Source organism: Seongchinamella sediminis (assembly GCF_003457605.1).
GTDB classification, from domain to species: Bacteria; Pseudomonadota; Gammaproteobacteria; order Pseudomonadales; family Halieaceae; genus Halioglobus; species Halioglobus sediminis.
This window is the reverse complement of the sequence record NZ_QRAN01000008.1, coordinates 1-15,148: the sequence shown is the minus strand read 5'-3', so window position 1 is coordinate 15,148 and position 15,148 is coordinate 1. Positions and strand designations below refer to the sequence as shown.

Annotated in this window: 13 protein-coding genes; 5 read left to right on the top strand and 8 right to left on the bottom strand. The window is 56.2% G+C overall.

Translation table 11 applies throughout. From position 1 onward, the window contains the following. Nucleotides 1-27 precede the first annotated feature (27 nt). Nucleotides 28-456 carry a F0F1 ATP synthase subunit epsilon gene (locus tag DWB85_RS08785; protein ID WP_117953851.1) on the top strand — a complete coding sequence of 143 codons (429 nt, stop codon included), beginning with the start codon at nt 28-30 and terminating at the stop codon, nt 454-456. Between the two features lie 111 nt (nt 457-567). On the opposite strand, the gene aguA is transcribed toward DWB85_RS08785, so the two are convergent. The 6 genes from aguA to DWB85_RS08755 form a co-directional block, all read right to left on the bottom strand. Beyond that, nucleotides 568-1,668, bottom strand: a complete 1,101-nt coding sequence (gene aguA / locus DWB85_RS08780; RefSeq protein WP_117953850.1) for an agmatine deiminase — start codon at nt 1,666-1,668, stop codon at nt 568-570. Next, a complete protein-coding gene (gene aguB, locus DWB85_RS08775; protein ID WP_117954027.1) occupies nt 1,665-2,546 on the bottom strand; it encodes an N-carbamoylputrescine amidase in 882 nt (293 codons plus the stop codon). Before aguB ends, aguA begins: the two co-directional genes overlap by 4 nt. A gap of 83 nt (nt 2,547-2,629) precedes the next feature. After that, nucleotides 2,630-3,226, bottom strand: a complete 597-nt coding sequence (locus DWB85_RS08770; RefSeq protein ID WP_133300594.1) for a hypothetical protein — start codon at nt 3,224-3,226, stop codon at nt 2,630-2,632. Then, on the bottom strand, nt 3,223-3,762 hold the full coding sequence (locus DWB85_RS08765) for a sigma-70 family RNA polymerase sigma factor (RefSeq protein ID WP_117953848.1): 540 nt from the start codon (nt 3,760-3,762) through the stop codon (nt 3,223-3,225). The genes DWB85_RS08770 and DWB85_RS08765 overlap by 4 nt, the downstream gene beginning before the upstream one ends. Before the next feature lie 23 nt (nt 3,763-3,785). After that, nucleotides 3,786-5,486 (bottom strand): vWA domain-containing protein, encoded by a 1,701-nt coding sequence (locus DWB85_RS08760; RefSeq protein WP_205422699.1) that lies wholly within the window; start codon nt 5,484-5,486, stop codon nt 3,786-3,788. An 87-nt stretch (nt 5,487-5,573) separates the two neighbouring features. Further along, nucleotides 5,574-6,314: a TrmB family transcriptional regulator gene (locus tag DWB85_RS08755; RefSeq protein ID WP_117953847.1), complete on the bottom strand. Its 741-nt coding sequence runs from the start codon at nt 6,312-6,314 to the stop codon at nt 5,574-5,576. Nucleotides 6,315-6,441: 127 nt separating this feature from the next. Between DWB85_RS08755 and glmU the strand changes: the two genes are divergently transcribed. The 3 genes from glmU to DWB85_RS08740 all read left to right on the top strand — a co-directional run bounded on the left by glmU (nt 6,442) and on the right by DWB85_RS08740 (nt 12,320). Beyond that, a complete protein-coding gene (gene glmU, locus DWB85_RS08750) occupies nt 6,442-7,812 on the top strand; it encodes a bifunctional UDP-N-acetylglucosamine diphosphorylase/glucosamine-1-phosphate N-acetyltransferase GlmU (protein ID WP_117953846.1) in 1,371 nt (456 codons plus the stop codon). A 2-nt stretch (nt 7,813-7,814) separates the two neighbouring features. Further along, nucleotides 7,815-9,644: a glutamine--fructose-6-phosphate transaminase (isomerizing) gene (gene glmS / locus DWB85_RS08745; protein WP_117953845.1), complete on the top strand. Its 1,830-nt coding sequence runs from the start codon at nt 7,815-7,817 to the stop codon at nt 9,642-9,644. 336 nt (nt 9,645-9,980) lie between these two features. Next, nucleotides 9,981-12,320 (top strand): DNA-methyltransferase, encoded by a 2,340-nt coding sequence (locus tag DWB85_RS08740; RefSeq protein ID WP_117953844.1) that lies wholly within the window; start codon nt 9,981-9,983, stop codon nt 12,318-12,320. Between the two features lie 30 nt (nt 12,321-12,350). Here the strand turns inward: DWB85_RS08740 and DWB85_RS08735 are convergent, their stop codons facing one another. Together DWB85_RS08735 and DWB85_RS08730 are read right to left on the bottom strand one after the other, a co-directional pair. Next, nucleotides 12,351-13,139, bottom strand: coding sequence for an HNH endonuclease (locus tag DWB85_RS08735; RefSeq protein ID WP_133300593.1), 789 nt, complete (start codon nt 13,137-13,139; stop codon nt 12,351-12,353). 90 nt (nt 13,140-13,229) lie between these two features. Continuing rightward, nucleotides 13,230-13,877, bottom strand: coding sequence for a recombinase family protein (locus DWB85_RS08730; protein ID WP_117953842.1), 648 nt, complete (start codon nt 13,875-13,877; stop codon nt 13,230-13,232). Nucleotides 13,878-14,063: 186 nt separating this feature from the next. Here DWB85_RS08730 and DWB85_RS08725 point away from each other — a divergent pair, with 186 nt between their 5' ends. Continuing rightward, a complete protein-coding gene (locus DWB85_RS08725) occupies nt 14,064-14,702 on the top strand; it encodes a hypothetical protein (RefSeq protein ID WP_133300592.1) in 639 nt (212 codons plus the stop codon). The last annotated feature ends 446 nt before the right edge of the window (nt 14,703-15,148 follow it).

Sequence of the window (15,148 nt, the reverse complement as noted above, 5' to 3'; positions counted from 1 at the left end):
CAGTCGTAGTATAGAGAGGCCAGGAATATGGCAATGACAATTCACTGCGACATCGTGAGCGCCGAAGAGGAGATCTTCTCCGGCCTGGTGGAAATGCTGGTTGCTACCGGCGGCGAAGGTGAGCTGGGTGTGAGCTACGGCCACGCCCCGCTGTTGACCAACCTGGTCCCCGGCCCGGTGCGGGTGGTGACCCGGGACGGCGACGAGCAGGTATTCTACGTGTCCGGCGGCTTCCTCGAAGTGCAGCCCGGCGTGGTATCCATCCTCGCTGACACCGCGATCCGCGCCGGCGACGTTGACGAGGCCGCGGCCGAGGAAGCGCGCCGGGAAGCGGAACACGCCCTGGCCAACCAGTCCGGCGAATTCGACTACGGCCGCGCCTCGGCGCAGCTGGCCGAAGCCGCCGCCCAGCTGGCGACACTTCGCAAGATGAAAAACCGGGCAGGCCGCGGTTAGGCCTTCCCCAGGGGCCTGGCAACAGGTCCGGCGCATGAAAACCCGGCTCGAACGCCGGGTTTTTTTGCTTCTGGCCGCTGGCGCGGCAGCGGCCCTGAGCCGGCCAGGCCCTCAGCCGTGACCCGCGATGGGAATCTGCTGGGTAATGCAGTGGATGTTGCCGCCGCCGAGGACGATTTCCCGGCCGGGCACGCCGACGATTTCCCGCCCCGTGAACAGCCTGGCCAGGAAGTCGCGGACCGTATCATCGTGGGCCGGGTCCAGCAGCGGAAACACCACTCGCTGGTTACTGATCAGGAAATTGGCATAGGACGCCGCCAGTCGCTCTCCGGCGGCCCGCTCCATGCCGGGGGCAGGTTGCACGCCGGCGGCTTCTTCCGCGGTCATATACAGGGGGCCCGGCAGGGGGAGCTTGTGCACCGTGAACCGGCGGCCCCGGGCGTCGGTTTGTGACTCAAGCACCGCCAGGCAGTCGCGGCAAATCTGGTACATCGGGTCGGCCGGGTCATCGCACCAGGTCAGCACCACCTCCGCAGGTTTGACCAGGTGGAGGATATTGTCCACGTGGCCATCGGTCTCGTCGTTGTAGAGACCGCGCGGCAGCCAGATGACCTTGTCCACATTCAGGTACTCGCAGAGCAATTCCTCGATTGCAGGTTGGTCCAGTCCGGGGTTGCGCCCCGGGTGCAGCAGGCACTCGGCGGTGGTGATGCAGGTGCCCTCGCCGTCGACGTGGATAGCACCGCCCTCGAGGATGAACGGCGCCCGGTAACGCTGCTCGCCGCGCAGGGCCAGTACCCGGCCAGCCAGTGCATCGTCATCTGCCCAGTCGGCGTAGAGACCGTTGACCTCACCGCCCCAGGCGTTGAACTGCCAGTCGACGCCGCGCAGCTGGCCCTGATCATTGACCACATAGCTGGGACCGATATCGCGCATCCAGCTGTCGTTGCAGGGTATCTCCAGCAGCTCAACCGAGTCTGGCAGGTGCTGACGAGCGGTCGCCATCTGGCCAGCGCTGGCACACATGATAACCGGGGTTGCACCGGCGATGGCCGCAGCCACGGCGGCAAAGGCCTGCTGGGCCGGACCGGCGTGGTCACGCCAGTTGTCGCCGCGTTGCGGCCAGGCCATTAACACCGCCTGCTGGGGTTCGTGCTCGCCGGGCATGCGGAAACCGTCTGCCCTGGGCGTGGAAGGAAGCGCCTGGCTCATTCGCTGTTGCTGCCGCAGGCGTTGTGGCCGATGTTGCCGTACAGCTCCGGGCGGCGGTCGCGGAACAGCCCCCAGGCCCTGCGGTAGCGGGCACAGTCATCCAGGTCCATGGAGGCCACCAGGATCTTCTCCTCGTCGCGACCGGCTTCGGCAATTTTCTCCCCGCTGTGGTCGGTGATGAAGGAGGAGCCATAAAAGGTGGTGCTGATGCCGTCGTCCTCTTCTACCCCGGTGCGGTTGGAGGCAATCACCGGCAGGATGTTGGCAGCGGCATGGCCCTGCATGACCCGCTGCCAGTGGCCGCTGGAGTCCAGGCCCGGGTCCTGGGGCTCGGAGCCGATAGCGGTGGGATAAAACATGGCCTCCGCACCCATCAGGGCGCAACAGCGGGCGGTTTCCGGGAACCACTGGTCCCAGCAGATGCCGGCGCCAAACACGCCGTAGCGGGTCTGCCATACCTTGAAGCCGGTGTCCCCCGGGGTGAAGTAAAATTTCTCACAGTAACCGGGCCCGTCGGGGATGTGGCTTTTGCGGTAGTTGTCCAGCACGCTGCCGTCGGCGTCGATCATTACCAGCGAGTTGAAGAAGGTATTGGTGTCGCGCTCGTAATAGCTGATGGGCAGTACCACGGCCAGTTCCGCCGCCAGTCTGGCGAAGCGTTCGATCAGCGGGTTTCCCGGCCGTGGTTTGGCCAGGTCGAGGTACTTGTACTGCTGGGTTTTACAGAAGTAGGGAGCCTCGAACAGTTCCTGCAGGAGGATCACCCGGGCGCCGGCGGCGTGGGCATCGCGCACGGCTTTTTCGGCCTTGTCCAGGTTGGCCTCGATGTCCCAAGTGATGCTCAGCTGGGTGGCGGCGAATGTGACGATGCGACTCATGTACTGATCCTGAATGATGTTAACCATCGTGGCAATTGCCCAGCATAGTGGAAAATCTGCCAGCGGCAATTACCACCATGGGGTTACTGCTGTTCCCGGGGCAGCTGTGCCAGCGCCTGCTCCAGGGTTTGTGGCAGTGCACAATCGGCACAGCGCCGGCGCAGCTCGGCGTATTCCCGCAGCGCCTGCTCGCGCTTCCCGGCGGCCTCCAGGGCCTGCAGGCGCAACAGCTCTGCGTTGATGTCGGGGCCGGGAGTCTCGTCGCCGGCCGCTGGGGCCGCAGCGGCGGCTTCCGCCCTTTCCGCGGCCGGTGCTTGCGCCGCAAAGTCGGCTGCCGGGCGGGCCGCCGACATCTTCAGCTTCTGCTGGGGATCTGCCTGGTTGGCTGCGGGTGCAATTTCCGCTGTGGCCGGCGCGCCGGCCGCTTCCTCTTCCTGTACTGGGTCGCTCGCCGGCGCCGGTGTCAGCGTTGCGGTGTCGCTCAGCCTGAGCAGGTAAACCGCCACCACCAGTACCGCCGCTGTCGCCAGGCCGCCGGCCCAGGCCAGCGGGCCGCGACGGTGCTGCTGCGGTGCGGCAGCCCTGGCCCGGGCGAGAATCCGCTCGTCCAGCTCGCGGGGAGAACGAGGGCTCGGCAGTGGCAACTCCCCTGGCCTGTTACCCGGTGTCTTTGTGCTCATAGCAGATCTCCCAGTTGCTCGCGCAGTTGCCCGCGGGCATAGCGCAACCTGCTCTTGACGGTTTCCTCCCCGCTGGCGGTGATGACGGCGATGTCCCGGAGGGAAAAGCCCTGCTCCCGCAGCAGCAGGGCGTCCTTCTGCTCCCTGGGCAGGCTGGCCACTGCCCGCAGGGTTGCCGCTTCCAGTGCTTCCTGGTCCTGCGTCGCCGGCGCCGGGGGTTCGCGGGCTGTGTCCAGCGAAGCGTGGTGATTGTCAGCGCGACGCCAGAAATCAGCGAGCCGGTTACGGGCAATACGGTACAGCCAGGTTTTGAACCGGGCCCGGGGTTGATAGCCGGCGGCCCGGTTGATCACGGCGGTCCAGGTGTCCTGGGCCAGCTCCTCGCTTGCCGCGGTGTGCCCACAGCCGCGATACAGAAACGCGAACAGCGGGTCCTTGTGGCGGCGATACAGGTGCTCGAAAGCCCCGGCGTCGCCGCGCTGGTAAGCCAGCATCAGTGCCTCATCGCTGCGCAGGCGATGGATAAGCGATGGCATCGCGGTGTCCGTGGTGTGCCCCTTCAGCTGCCAGAGGATAGCGACTGGGCCAGTTCGATCAAGTGCAGGAACTCGCTGCGATAGCCGTGGGGGTCACTACCGCGGGCGCCCCGGGCCAGTTGCAGGGCCTGCGGGTAGCCCCAGTTGCCAGTGTATTTGCCGCCGCGCAGCAGCTGGCCGAAGCCGGCGACGCTGGCGGCAAAACGGATGTCATCACTGCCGGCCGTCAGTTCGGTGGCCAGCCCGGCGCGCTGCACGACCCGGGCCAGCTCCCGGCTCTGCTCTTCTCCGGGCTGTTTGTAGCGCAGCTTGATATAGGCCAGTTCACTGTTGTCGGCGCTCGAGCTGGTGGTAGTGCCGCCATAGCGCAGGGCGGGGTTGCGCTCACCGCCGCTGCCGGTCAGCACGATTTCGTACAGCGCGGTGACCGTGTGGCCGGCGCCGATATCACCGGCATCCACCTTGTCGTTGCGGAAGTCCTCCCGCTCGAGCAGCCGGTTTTCATAGCCGATCAGGCGGTACTCGCTGACGCTGGCGGGGTTGAACTCGACCTGGATTTTCACGTCCGAGGCGATGGTGTGGAGGGTGGCATGCATTTCATTCACCAGCACTTTCTGGGCTTCCGTGAGGGAATCGATATAGGCGGCATTGCCATTGCCGACGTCCGCCAGCTGTTCCATCAGGGCGTAATTGTAGTTGCCGCTGCCGAAACCCAGGGTGGTCAGGGCGATGCCGCTGTCGCGCCTGCGGGCGACCAGGTCCTTGAGGGCCTCGAGATTCACCGTGCCCACGTTCATGTCACCATCGGATGCGATGATGACCCGGTTGATACCGCCTGCCACGAGATGTTGCCCGGCGAGCTGGTAGGCGAGCTCGATGCCGGCGCTGCCGTGGGTGCTGCCGCCCGCCTGCAGCCGGTCGATCGCCGCGAGAATTTTTGCCTTTTCGTCCCCGGGTGTACTTTCCAGCACGGTCCCCGCGGCCCCGGCGTACACGGCCAGCGCGATCCGGTCCTCCGCGATCATTCGGTTGACCAGCAGGCGCAGGGATTTTTTCACCAGTTCCAGTTTGTCCGGCGACTGCATGCTCCCGGACACATCTACCAGGAACACCAGGTTGGCGGGGGGCCGTTGCGCCGCTTCCGGCTCAAGACCCCTGATGCCGATTTGCAGCAGCTGGTGCTGGTCACTCCAGGGCGCCGGTGCCAGCTCGGTGCTGATGCTGAAGGGAATATCCTTCGAGGCCGGGGCGGGATAGCTGTAGGAAAAATAGTTGATCATCTCCTCCAGTCGCACCGCGGCCGCTGGCGGCAGCCGACCCTCGCGATTGAGCATGCGGCGCACGTTGGCATAGCTGGCGGTGTCCACGTCGATGGAAAAGGTGGACACCGGCTGCCCGGCTGCGCGCTTGACGCCATTCTCCTCGTAGTGAAGGTAGTTCTCCCGGTCTACCGGTTGCCACTGGACCCGGCCGGCCGGGACGGCTGCCGCCACCGCCAGGTCTGCCTCGGCGTAACTGGCGCCGGGGACCACTTTGCCGCTCATCGGCATCTGCAGCGGCGCCACTGCCGCCGCATTCGCTTCCTCCGCAGATCGAAGCTCCCGGGGCACGGTGCTGGCGGGTTCCGCACTGGTCTGCGCCATGCCGTTATGGGGCTGTTGTTCGGCACAGGCGGCCAGCACGACAGCCAGGCTCAAGGTGGTCAGGGTATGAACGGGTTTCATGGCACTGCTCCGGTAGTGGGTTCGGAGACTTAATCGCAGCGGTGAGGGAAAAGGGGTTAAGACCCCGGGAAAAATTTTCTCCAGCCTCTAGAGCAGGGTCCACAGGGTGTCGAACAGGATTTGCTGGGTAGAGGCGATGGCCGCGGAATCGATGATAACCACCACCGGGTAATCCTTCTCTGCCAGGGTGATCATCGCTACCTTGGGAGGGTAGATTGCAATATAGGAGGCGTCGGTGGCGTCGCTCGCCGGCAGCCACTTGCGCTCGGCATACTCGGCCTCGTCGCCGCCCTCACCGACGGCGATTACCCGCACCCGGATGCCACGGCTTTCCCGCTGGCGGGTAAAATTGGGGAAGGGGCGGTAGAGGTGCTCGCGCAGGGTCTTGGTGGAAATCACCGCGTAGCCCCGTTCCGGGTCGGCAGCGGTGGCGTCGAGGATGTCCCGCAGCACCAGCTCCACGCCATCGTCGCCCTCATAAAAGCGCACATTGCCGGGGCTGAACTTGGCCCGCGACTGTTTCAGCTCGGGGATGACCTCGGTGCGCAGCTGCTCCATGGCCTGGGACAGGGCCTGCTGGCGGCGCTCTCCCAGCTGTAACAGCTGCTCCGGCTCCTCCGCCTGGAATACCCGGCGCCGGCCGCGGGGAAAATAGTTGACCACGCCCTTGCCGGCTAGCTGCTTGAGGGTCTCGTAAGTGCTGCCGCGATTAACCCCGGATTCCGCGGCGACATCGCGAATGGAGGCGGGGCCCAGCCGCAGCAGGGCCCGGTAAATGCTGATCTCCCGGTCGTCGAGACCCAGCTGGTGCAGGCTGTCGTATTTCATTTGTTGTCAAAATATTTGTGACAAATAGCGTTGTATTGAATATCTCCAGTATTAATATGCGCTTATCTGTAAAACAATGTCAAAAAAATGCTGACAGCTGGTCCCCGGGCCAGCCCGGAACAGGCCAATGAATCTCGAAGTTATCATCCTTGCAGCGGGTCAGGGCACCCGCATGAAGTCCTCTCTTCCCAAGGTTTTGCACCCGGTTGCCGGCCAACCCATGCTGCAGCACGTGGTGGCCATCGCCCGGGAACTGGCGCCGACCGCCATTCACGTGGTCGTCGGCCACGGCGCCGATGCCGTCGCAGCGGCCATGGCCGGCCAGGAGCTGAACTGGGTGCAGCAGAGCCAGCAGCTGGGCACCGGCCACGCCGTATTGCAGGCCATGCCGGCGGTAGACCCGGCCAGTACCGTGCTGGTGCTTTATGGCGATGTCCCCCTGGTCAGCGTGGCCACCCTGCGCGCGCTGGTCGCCCAGGCCCAGGACGCCCCGGCGCTGTTGACCGCTAGAGTGAAAGACCCGGGCGGCTATGGCCGCATCCTGCGCGACGCCGATGGCGCCCTGGTGGGCGTTGTCGAGCACAAGGATGCCAGCGCCGAGCAGCTGCTGATCGACGAAATCAACAGCGGGGTGCTGGCTGCGCCCGCCAGCGATCTCAACCGTTACCTGCCGGCGGTGGGCAATGCCAATAGCCAGGGTGAATACTACCTGCCCGACGTGCTCGCCATGGCGGTCGCGGAGGGCCGCGGGGTGCAAACCCAGCTCGCGGACTCGGAACTGGAGATTCTTGGCGTCAATGATCGCCTGCAGTTGAGCCAGGTGGAACGGGAGTTCCAGTTGCGCCAGGCCCATGCCCTGCTGGCGGAGGGGGTTAACCTGGCCGACCCGTCGCGGCTGGATATTCGCGGCAGCCTCCGCTGTGGCCGTGATGTCAGCATCGATGTGAATGTGGTGATAGAGGGCGAGGTGAGCCTCGGTGACGGCGCTACCGTGGGCCCCAACTGTGTGCTGCGCAATACCGAGGTGGCGGCGGGTGCCACTATTCATGCCATGAGCCACCTGGAAGAAGCGACGGTGGGTGCCAGGGCCAGTGTCGGGCCCTACGCGCGCCTGCGCCCGGGTACGGTGCTGGCCGAGGAGTCCCGGGTCGGTAACTTCGTGGAAACCAAGAAAGCCAGCATCGGTGTGGGCAGCAAGGTCAATCACCTGACCTATATCGGTGACTGCGAGATGGGCGACGGGGTGAACATCGGCGCCGGCACCATCACCTGTAACTACGATGGGGTCAACAAGCACCAGACCCGCCTCGGCAATGGGGTCTTTATTGGCTCCAACAGCACCCTGGTGGCGCCGCTGGAGGTGGCCGATGGCGGCTTTGTCGGCGCTGGCTCCACGGTGACCCGGGCGGTTAATGCCAACGAGCTCGCGGTCAGCCGTGCCCGGCAGCGCAATATCGCCGGCTGGCAACGTCCCGGCAACAAAGACAGGGAGGGCTGATTATGTGTGGTATCGTCGCGGCGGCAGCGCGCCGGGAAGTTTCGGAAATCCTGCTGGAGGGTTTGCGCCGGCTGGAGTACCGCGGTTACGACTCCGCCGGCATGGCCCTGCTGGACAACGAGCGCAACCTGCTACTGCACAAGCAGCTGGGCAAGGTGGCCGAGCTGGAACGGGCGCAGCAGCTGCAGCCCTTTTACGGCTGTACCGGCATCGCCCACACCCGCTGGGCGACCCACGGTGAACCCTCGGCGGTCAACGCGCACCCGCACATGTCCGGCCAGCGGGTTGCCCTGGTGCACAACGGCATTATCGAGAACCACCAGCAGCTGCGCGCCAGTTTGCAGGAGCAGGGGTATGAATTCAGCTCCGCTACCGATACCGAAGTGATTGTTCACTTACTGCACTCACAGCTTGTACAGGGGTATACGCTGGTGGAGGCGCTCCGGGCAACGGTGTTGCAACTGGAGGGCGCCTATGCCCTGGCGGCGATTGATGTGGCGCACCCGGATGAAGTGGTCGGCGCCCGCCAGGGCAGCCCGCTGGTCATCGGCGTCGGCATCGGGGAGAATTTCCTGGCCTCGGACCAGATGGCCCTGCGCCAAGTCACAGACCGCTTTATCTATCTGGACGAGGGTGACCTGGCGCTGATAAGCCCGACCGATATCCGCATCTGGAATGAGGCGGGTGAGCCGGTCCGCCGCCAGCAGACCCGCATCGATGAGGCCGTCGAATCTGCTGACAAGGGCGCCTTCGCCCACTACATGCTCAAGGAAATTTACGAGCAGCCCCGCGCGCTCGCCGCCACCCTGAACATCGGCGCCCGGCAACAGGTGGCTGATGAGGTTTTTGGTGCGGAGGCGGCGACCATATTCGACCAGGTACAGGCGGTGCAAATCGTTGCCTGTGGTACCAGCTATCACGCCGGCATGGTCGCCCGTTACTGGCTGGAGGAGCTGGCGGGCATCCCCTGCCAGGTGGAGGTCGCTTCCGAGTTTCGCTACCGCAAGCGGGCGCAGCACGACAACACCCTGCTGGTGACCATTTCCCAGTCCGGTGAGACAGCCGACACGCTGGCCGCCCTGCGCGATGCTGCCCCCGGCGACTTCCTTGCCTCGCTGGTTATTGCCAACGTCAACAACAGCTCCCTGGTCCGGGAAAGCGATCTGGTGTTCCTGACCAAAGCCGGGGTCGAGATCGGCGTGGCCTCGACCAAGGCCTTTACCACCCAGTTGGTGGCGCTGCTGATGCTCACCATTGCCCTGGGCCGGCGCCGTAATCTCTCTGCGGAACGGGCGGCGGAACTGGTCAATGCGCTGCAGCGCTTGCCGGAATATGTCCAGCAGACCCTGGAACTGGACCGTGACATCGAGGATCTGTCCGCGGCATTTATCGTCAAGCACCATGCCCTGTTCCTGGGGCGCGGCATTCAGTACCCGATCGCCAGGGAGGGGGCGCTGAAGCTGAAGGAAATTTCCTACATCCACGCCGAGGCCTATCCAGCGGGGGAGCTCAAGCACGGTCCGCTGGCGCTGGTGGACAACGACATGCCGGTGGTTGCCGTGGCTCCCGGCGACGAACTGCTGGAAAAGCTCAAGTCCAACCTGGAAGAGGTGCGCTCCCGCGGTGGTGAACTGTTTGTATTTGCTGACCGCCAGGCAGGTCTGGTCAGCGAGCCGCGGGTGCGGGTGCTCAATATGCCCCACTGCCCCGAGGTGGTGAAGCCGATGGTCTACACCGTGGCCCTGCAGCTGCTGTCCTACCACGTGGCGGTGCAAAAGGGCACCGATGTCGACAAGCCGCGTAATCTGGCGAAATCGGTCACGGTGGAATAAGTTGGCTAGGGGGTATATATTGCCCTAGAGAAACGTACCTACGATTCACCATAACTGCAGCAACTAAATCTCTGGTGGTCAGAGAGCAGTCCAATTATCAAAAATTTCTGACCACTAAAATCAGGCTATTGAGTTCGATTGGGTACTCGAATCGTCAGATAAGTTCTTACCTAAATATCAATGGATTTCTTTCGATAAGAGGCAGGAAGTTCTCTCCGGTTCTGGTGTGGAGTATGATGAAAAACGATCGAAACAGAATGAAGCTTTTGGAAAGAAAACCCAATAGAGTCATTTCGAATGTACATTTAGAATTCTGTAATAGGCCTTTCTTTCCTGATGAAGACAGAAGATTTAATAAGTGAGTTCAACAGAACTATTAGGTGGTCATATGAACCAAAGAAGGAAATCCTTCAAGGCCTGGATGACCTATTAGAAAAACTCAAAGCAGTGAATCCACACTCTAAGAAAGTGAGAGTGTCGAAGCTGTTTTTCCACATTAACAATAAATTTAAATTTAACTCCGACGGTATAGCAGCCTTCTTAGGGTTCTCGGCTCAGCACGGAGTCACTTTTAACTATCACGAAAAAATTCAGATCAACAAAGCATTCGATGAGAGTGATGCCACATGCCTCGTAGAAGTCTTTAATGGGCATGCAAGATTGGCTAATGACACTCAGTTGTGTGAATTAATAAAGACGACGTTTCTACCAATATCTAATGAGTCGTCGCTTGCAAAGTTACACTCTGAACTAAGATCACCAACACTAACTCGAAAAGATAGTAAGCCTAGAGATAGGTCTGATGAAATCTTGGCTGCATTGTTTAGCAGTTATGTTTACTCGTCTTATCCAGAAAATAATCTTCATGAGATAAATGATCCGATAAAGCGGAAGCATGACTACTATTCAAATTATTGGGAACACCTGCACTCGAATCATCCCGAGCTCTTCAGCAGGGACAACACTCTTTCAGTCATCAAAATAAAGAAGCCCCAAAAGTTTTCAGCAGAGACTTACGAGTCACTAAGAGACCGAATTCTCCAATTCATTAAAAGCAATTACGCACAGCTAACCAATCATGGTCACCTCGTTGTAGTGATAGACCAGCTGTCAGTCGGTGACATTTCTTTCCAATGGAGACTTTGGGCTGATTCAATTCTCTATGGTGAAAAGCATATAGCCCAAGAACACCGTCAGTATTACTTCAAGTCCGCTCAGATTCAAAAAGCCACGGAAGATTACATACACGGTCTAGATGCCGAAGGGTCTAACTTTCAAATTTTAAATCGTGGGTTTCACTATCGAGATACCTTTGTATTTGGAAAAGGTAAGAAGCAGAAATTAGCAATACTCTTTCAGAAGAATGAACCAGACGAAACGATCATTCCGTGTCCTGCATGTCGAACAAAACATGTCCAAGGCAACTCATACTCGACCTTTGGTGTAAGAAGCTGGGAGTGTAGTAATCAGTTCTGTCCAGACAGGAGCAAGTTTAATAGGGGTAAAAGATATTCATTCCTGCAGATTCTCAAACAGACGGCCATAGAAGACGAAAGAAATAAAATACCGACTAGCAGTGTTAGAGAATGGTCTCGAGATGTTGACCTGGAACACACTGAAGATGACCTTTTGGAGATGTTGATCAGGCACTACTCTTTGTATGGTGACAAGGTATATCTCTATGGATGGAACAGCGGATCATCGACAGGACTAGGAAGGACGATAGTTAAGAAGCGAATTCCATCGACGAAATCCTCAGCAGAAATGAAAGGAGCACTTGGCCCCCAAGAATTTTTTTCGAGTGAGTACTTTAAAAGATACTTAGTAGATAAATTGCCTACCACCCACCAGAAAAACTTCAAGAAGGAAAACGTACACGGAGCTGAAGCAGTGTTGGGTGATTCCTATGAGGTACTGAATAGTATCAAGGCAGATACCTATGAAGGTGCTGTAACTTCCCCACCATACTATAACGCAAGGGAGTACTCTCAATGGGCCAACATCTATACCTTCCTGTATGACATGTACAACATCAATAAGGCAGTCTTCAGGACACTAAAGAGTGGAGGAATATACCTATTTAATATTTTTGATTACTTTGACAATGAAAATAACGTAGCTCTTTCTGCTATGGGTGAAAAGAGGATGATTCTAGGGGCCTATATAGTAGACATGTTCGCAAGGATTGGTTTTGAGTGTGTATCAAATATCATCTGGGATAAAGGAGAGATAGAAGGAAAAAGGGGTTTTAATAACGGCAACTTCTCACCGTATTATCAGTCTCCATTCAATTGTTGGGAGCATATATTCGTCTTCAGAAAGCCTGGCAAATCTGTAGTGCCGACTGAATCTTTTCCTAACTACATCAGGCTAAAGCCGGTGATGAAAATGGTAAAAGGGGAAAACCGTCATGGACATACAGCCCCATTTCCAAAAGCCATACCAGACTTATTGACTACTTATCTCTCTGAAGATGCTAAAGTGCTTGATCCATTTGGGGGTAGCATGACTACCGGGATCTCAGCATTCGGTTCTGGATTGTCATCTACTTGTATCGAATTGGATGAGAACTATTTTAAGCTGGGAATATCGAAGCTCAAAAATGCGGTTCTCAAGCACGATTACTTTGATGAGGAATCTTTAGAGCCAGATCTTTTTGGATATGAGGTGGTCTGATCCAATAATTAGCAAAACAGACAACAACTTCTATTCGGCATCTTCCTCGACAATTTCGTACTTACCTCTTTTGTTCAGCCATTCAGCAAAAGCCCAAGCCTCGTCGAATCTAATGTTAGCCATCGTCAAACCATGATTTCGACAAAGAGTATAAAACTCTGACTTTTTCTTGGGACGTAGTTCAAGAAGAATCCAGATCAATACACTTTGTGCAGGGGCAAACGAAATTCCACCCAGAGCATGTGATGGTCTTTTGATCACATTGCATCGCTTACAGAGTAACTGCAAGTTGTCGAGTGTATCTGCATCCTTAGGGTCCAACCCAGCTTCAGCAAACTCCTGCTTGGATATAACGTGGTCCGCTTCGAGAAACAAATGTGTCCCGCAAAGTGAACACTGGCCGTCTTGCTCGTAGAACCAGGCCATCACGTTTTTCATTGTCTCTCGTGGTGGAAATTTCGCTTGAAACGAAGCATTTGAAGCAATTGCGGTCCCAACCTGCGGTGGGTTTAGTTCACCACAAACCGCTACAGCAATTTCGGACCAAGTAACTATTTCCTTTTCGACAATCTGGTCGACAAACTGATGCCATTGTTCGTCCGACCAGTCAGGTTTTGAAAAATTCACTTGAATGCCTGTCTCAAGGCAATACTTCAGTACCTTCTTTGCCTGTTCAAATGAAACATCTTCATATAGTGAGGGAAAGAAGACATCTTCTAGGTCACTTAGCTTTCTGTATCCTAAAGCTTCCAATTTCTTTTTAGTGCCATTGGATAAATCCAATGAAGAAATTGCTAGTTCCTGTGTCAGCTGAGTCAATTCCCACTTCCCTTGTGTAAGAAAGCAGAAATTGAAACATATTAAACTCTGTCTAGGAATGAATTATTTAATTTGGGCTCCAATTTAAGTTCAGTTGGCCTCACCGTGGTCCAGTTCTAACAAGTAATTCCTGACGGTAGACGGATACCATTTGCCACCTCTAAAAGTGGGAGTACCTAACTGGTTAAGTCGTCTAGAGATAGCTGATAAACTATTTTGCTCTTCTCGTGTTTTTGATAGTACTGCCTCAATAGACTTCACGAACTTAAGTTTTTGTTCTCTGTTAGTACGGCCGAGTACAAATCCATTCTTGCCGAGGATAGTACCCTTTGCTTTAGCCTCCTGTAATGAAAGTCGGGTTCTCTCCGAGATAAGACGTCTTTCTTCTTCACAAAAGCATGAAAGAAGATGAAGATGAAACCGAGACACATTCGGGTTGTCACTCACAACGATCTCGATTCCCGTATCAAGTATTCCTGAGATAAAGCTGACCTTTCTAGAAAAACGGTCCAGACGAGGAATCAGCAGTTTGGACTTAGTTTTCTTGACCAGGTTGATACACTTCCACAACTCTTCCCTATTGTCCTTCTTGCCTGACTGGACCTCCGTAAATTCACCCAAGACCACGTCATCTGACTGAAGAAATCTCTCAATCATTGATCTTTGACTCTCCAGCCCGAGACCTGACCTCTCCTGCTTCTGAGTGGAAACCCGGTAATACACGACATAATCAACCATCTCTGGAATACCTCTGGACAAGATAAATGTTGGTTTACCTTGTAAGGGTCCCCCCCATTTGAATCCAAGGACAACAATATCCAGGGGGTAAACCGTGAAGGGACAAATCTTGTCTCAAGATTCGGAAGGGACAAGACTTGAAACCACCTTCGTCCTAATAACCTATTGATATTATTGAGAAAATACGTGTTGAGAGTTGAGGTTAAACCCCAAATCTCATCATTCGAAATTAATATGAGGAATATTGAGATGGCTAGGATTGTGTTGAGGATAACTGGTGAGGAATTTGATGAGGTCACATGTGAGATTTTGAATTCATCGATGTATCGGGATGATGAGAATCACCAATCACTATTTGAATCCATACTGGATAGAAATGATATCCAAACAAGTCGGTTATCGGATTGGACTTATGAAGACGACAAATACTCAGTTTTCATAGAGACAACATCGAAAAAAGTTTTGAACCAGATTGACCAAATTTTTCTCACGGAAGACATTTTTGGTGATGTATCAGATCGGGAACTAATTTTTGATGGATACATGAAGCTCGGTTACTCGGGTCCAGATGCCACATGGTGGATAGACAAAAACCGACCCGACCTAGTTGCAAGACTCAAGAAGGAATTGAACACCGATAAGTTCCTTCATTCCGTTTCTAGCATCGAACGGACATTTGTTGATATTACGAACAGTGATCTAAAAAACTGTCGGTACAAGGACTACCAATTATCGAAATCTTCGGAAACAGATTATGAATATCAACTTCATATCATTGATGACGTATTGAAATTCGGCACACCTCCAAAAGAACTCAGATCGTGAAGACCTGAAATCAAAAACAATTCGGACAAATCTACAAACCACCATTGTCCTAATAACTGGTTATTTTTGTTGAGAAAATGGTGGTCGAAAGTGAGGAATAGACTCTCTTTCTAATATAAATCGATGAGGAATCAATTATGAACAAGGTAAAACTAAACGTTTCAGGGGGTATGTTCGATCAGGGTATATGGTCAGAACTTAATCAAAGAATCCAGATCGGACAGTTCAAGGAGAGAACTCTTACTGAACTGATATTACGGAGTCACGGAGTTCACTGTGAACAACTAACAGATTGGGAGTGTGAGGACGACTTTTATACCTCAACCCACTGCTGTCCCACAAATTTTCATAGAAGCCTGAGCCGCATCTGTTTAGTTCCATCCGGAGGTTCAGGTGGGTCGCCTCTCAACAACGGCAGCAGGGCGCGACGATCAAATAAATTGAGT

Bases quoted from the DNA above. Each gene is read 5' to 3' on its own strand.
- DWB85_RS08770 (WP_133300594.1), bottom strand. From the start codon at position 3,226: ATGAGCACAAAGACACCGGGTAACAGGCCAGGGGAGTTGCCACTGCCG.
- glmU (WP_117953846.1), top strand. From the start codon at position 6,442: ATGAATCTCGAAGTTATCATCCTTGCAGCGGGTCAGGGCACCCGCATG.
- DWB85_RS08740 (WP_117953844.1), top strand. From the start codon at position 9,981: ATGAAGACAGAAGATTTAATAAGTGAGTTCAACAGAACTATTAGGTGG.
- DWB85_RS08785 (WP_117953851.1), top strand. From the start codon at position 28: ATGGCAATGACAATTCACTGCGACATCGTGAGCGCCGAAGAGGAGATC.
- DWB85_RS08765 (WP_117953848.1), bottom strand. From the start codon at position 3,762: ATGCCATCGCTTATCCATCGCCTGCGCAGCGATGAGGCACTGATGCTG.
- DWB85_RS08755 (WP_117953847.1), bottom strand. From the start codon at position 6,314: ATGAAATACGACAGCCTGCACCAGCTGGGTCTCGACGACCGGGAGATC.
- DWB85_RS08760 (WP_205422699.1), bottom strand. From the start codon at position 5,486: ATGAAACCCGTTCATACCCTGACCACCTTGAGCCTGGCTGTCGTGCTG.
- glmS (WP_117953845.1), top strand. From the start codon at position 7,815: ATGTGTGGTATCGTCGCGGCGGCAGCGCGCCGGGAAGTTTCGGAAATC.
- DWB85_RS08730 (WP_117953842.1), bottom strand. From the start codon at position 13,877: ATGGTTGATTATGTCGTGTATTACCGGGTTTCCACTCAGAAGCAGGAG.
- aguB (WP_117954027.1), bottom strand. From the start codon at position 2,546: ATGAGTCGCATCGTCACATTCGCCGCCACCCAGCTGAGCATCACTTGG.
- aguA (WP_117953850.1), bottom strand. From the start codon at position 1,668: ATGAGCCAGGCGCTTCCTTCCACGCCCAGGGCAGACGGTTTCCGCATG.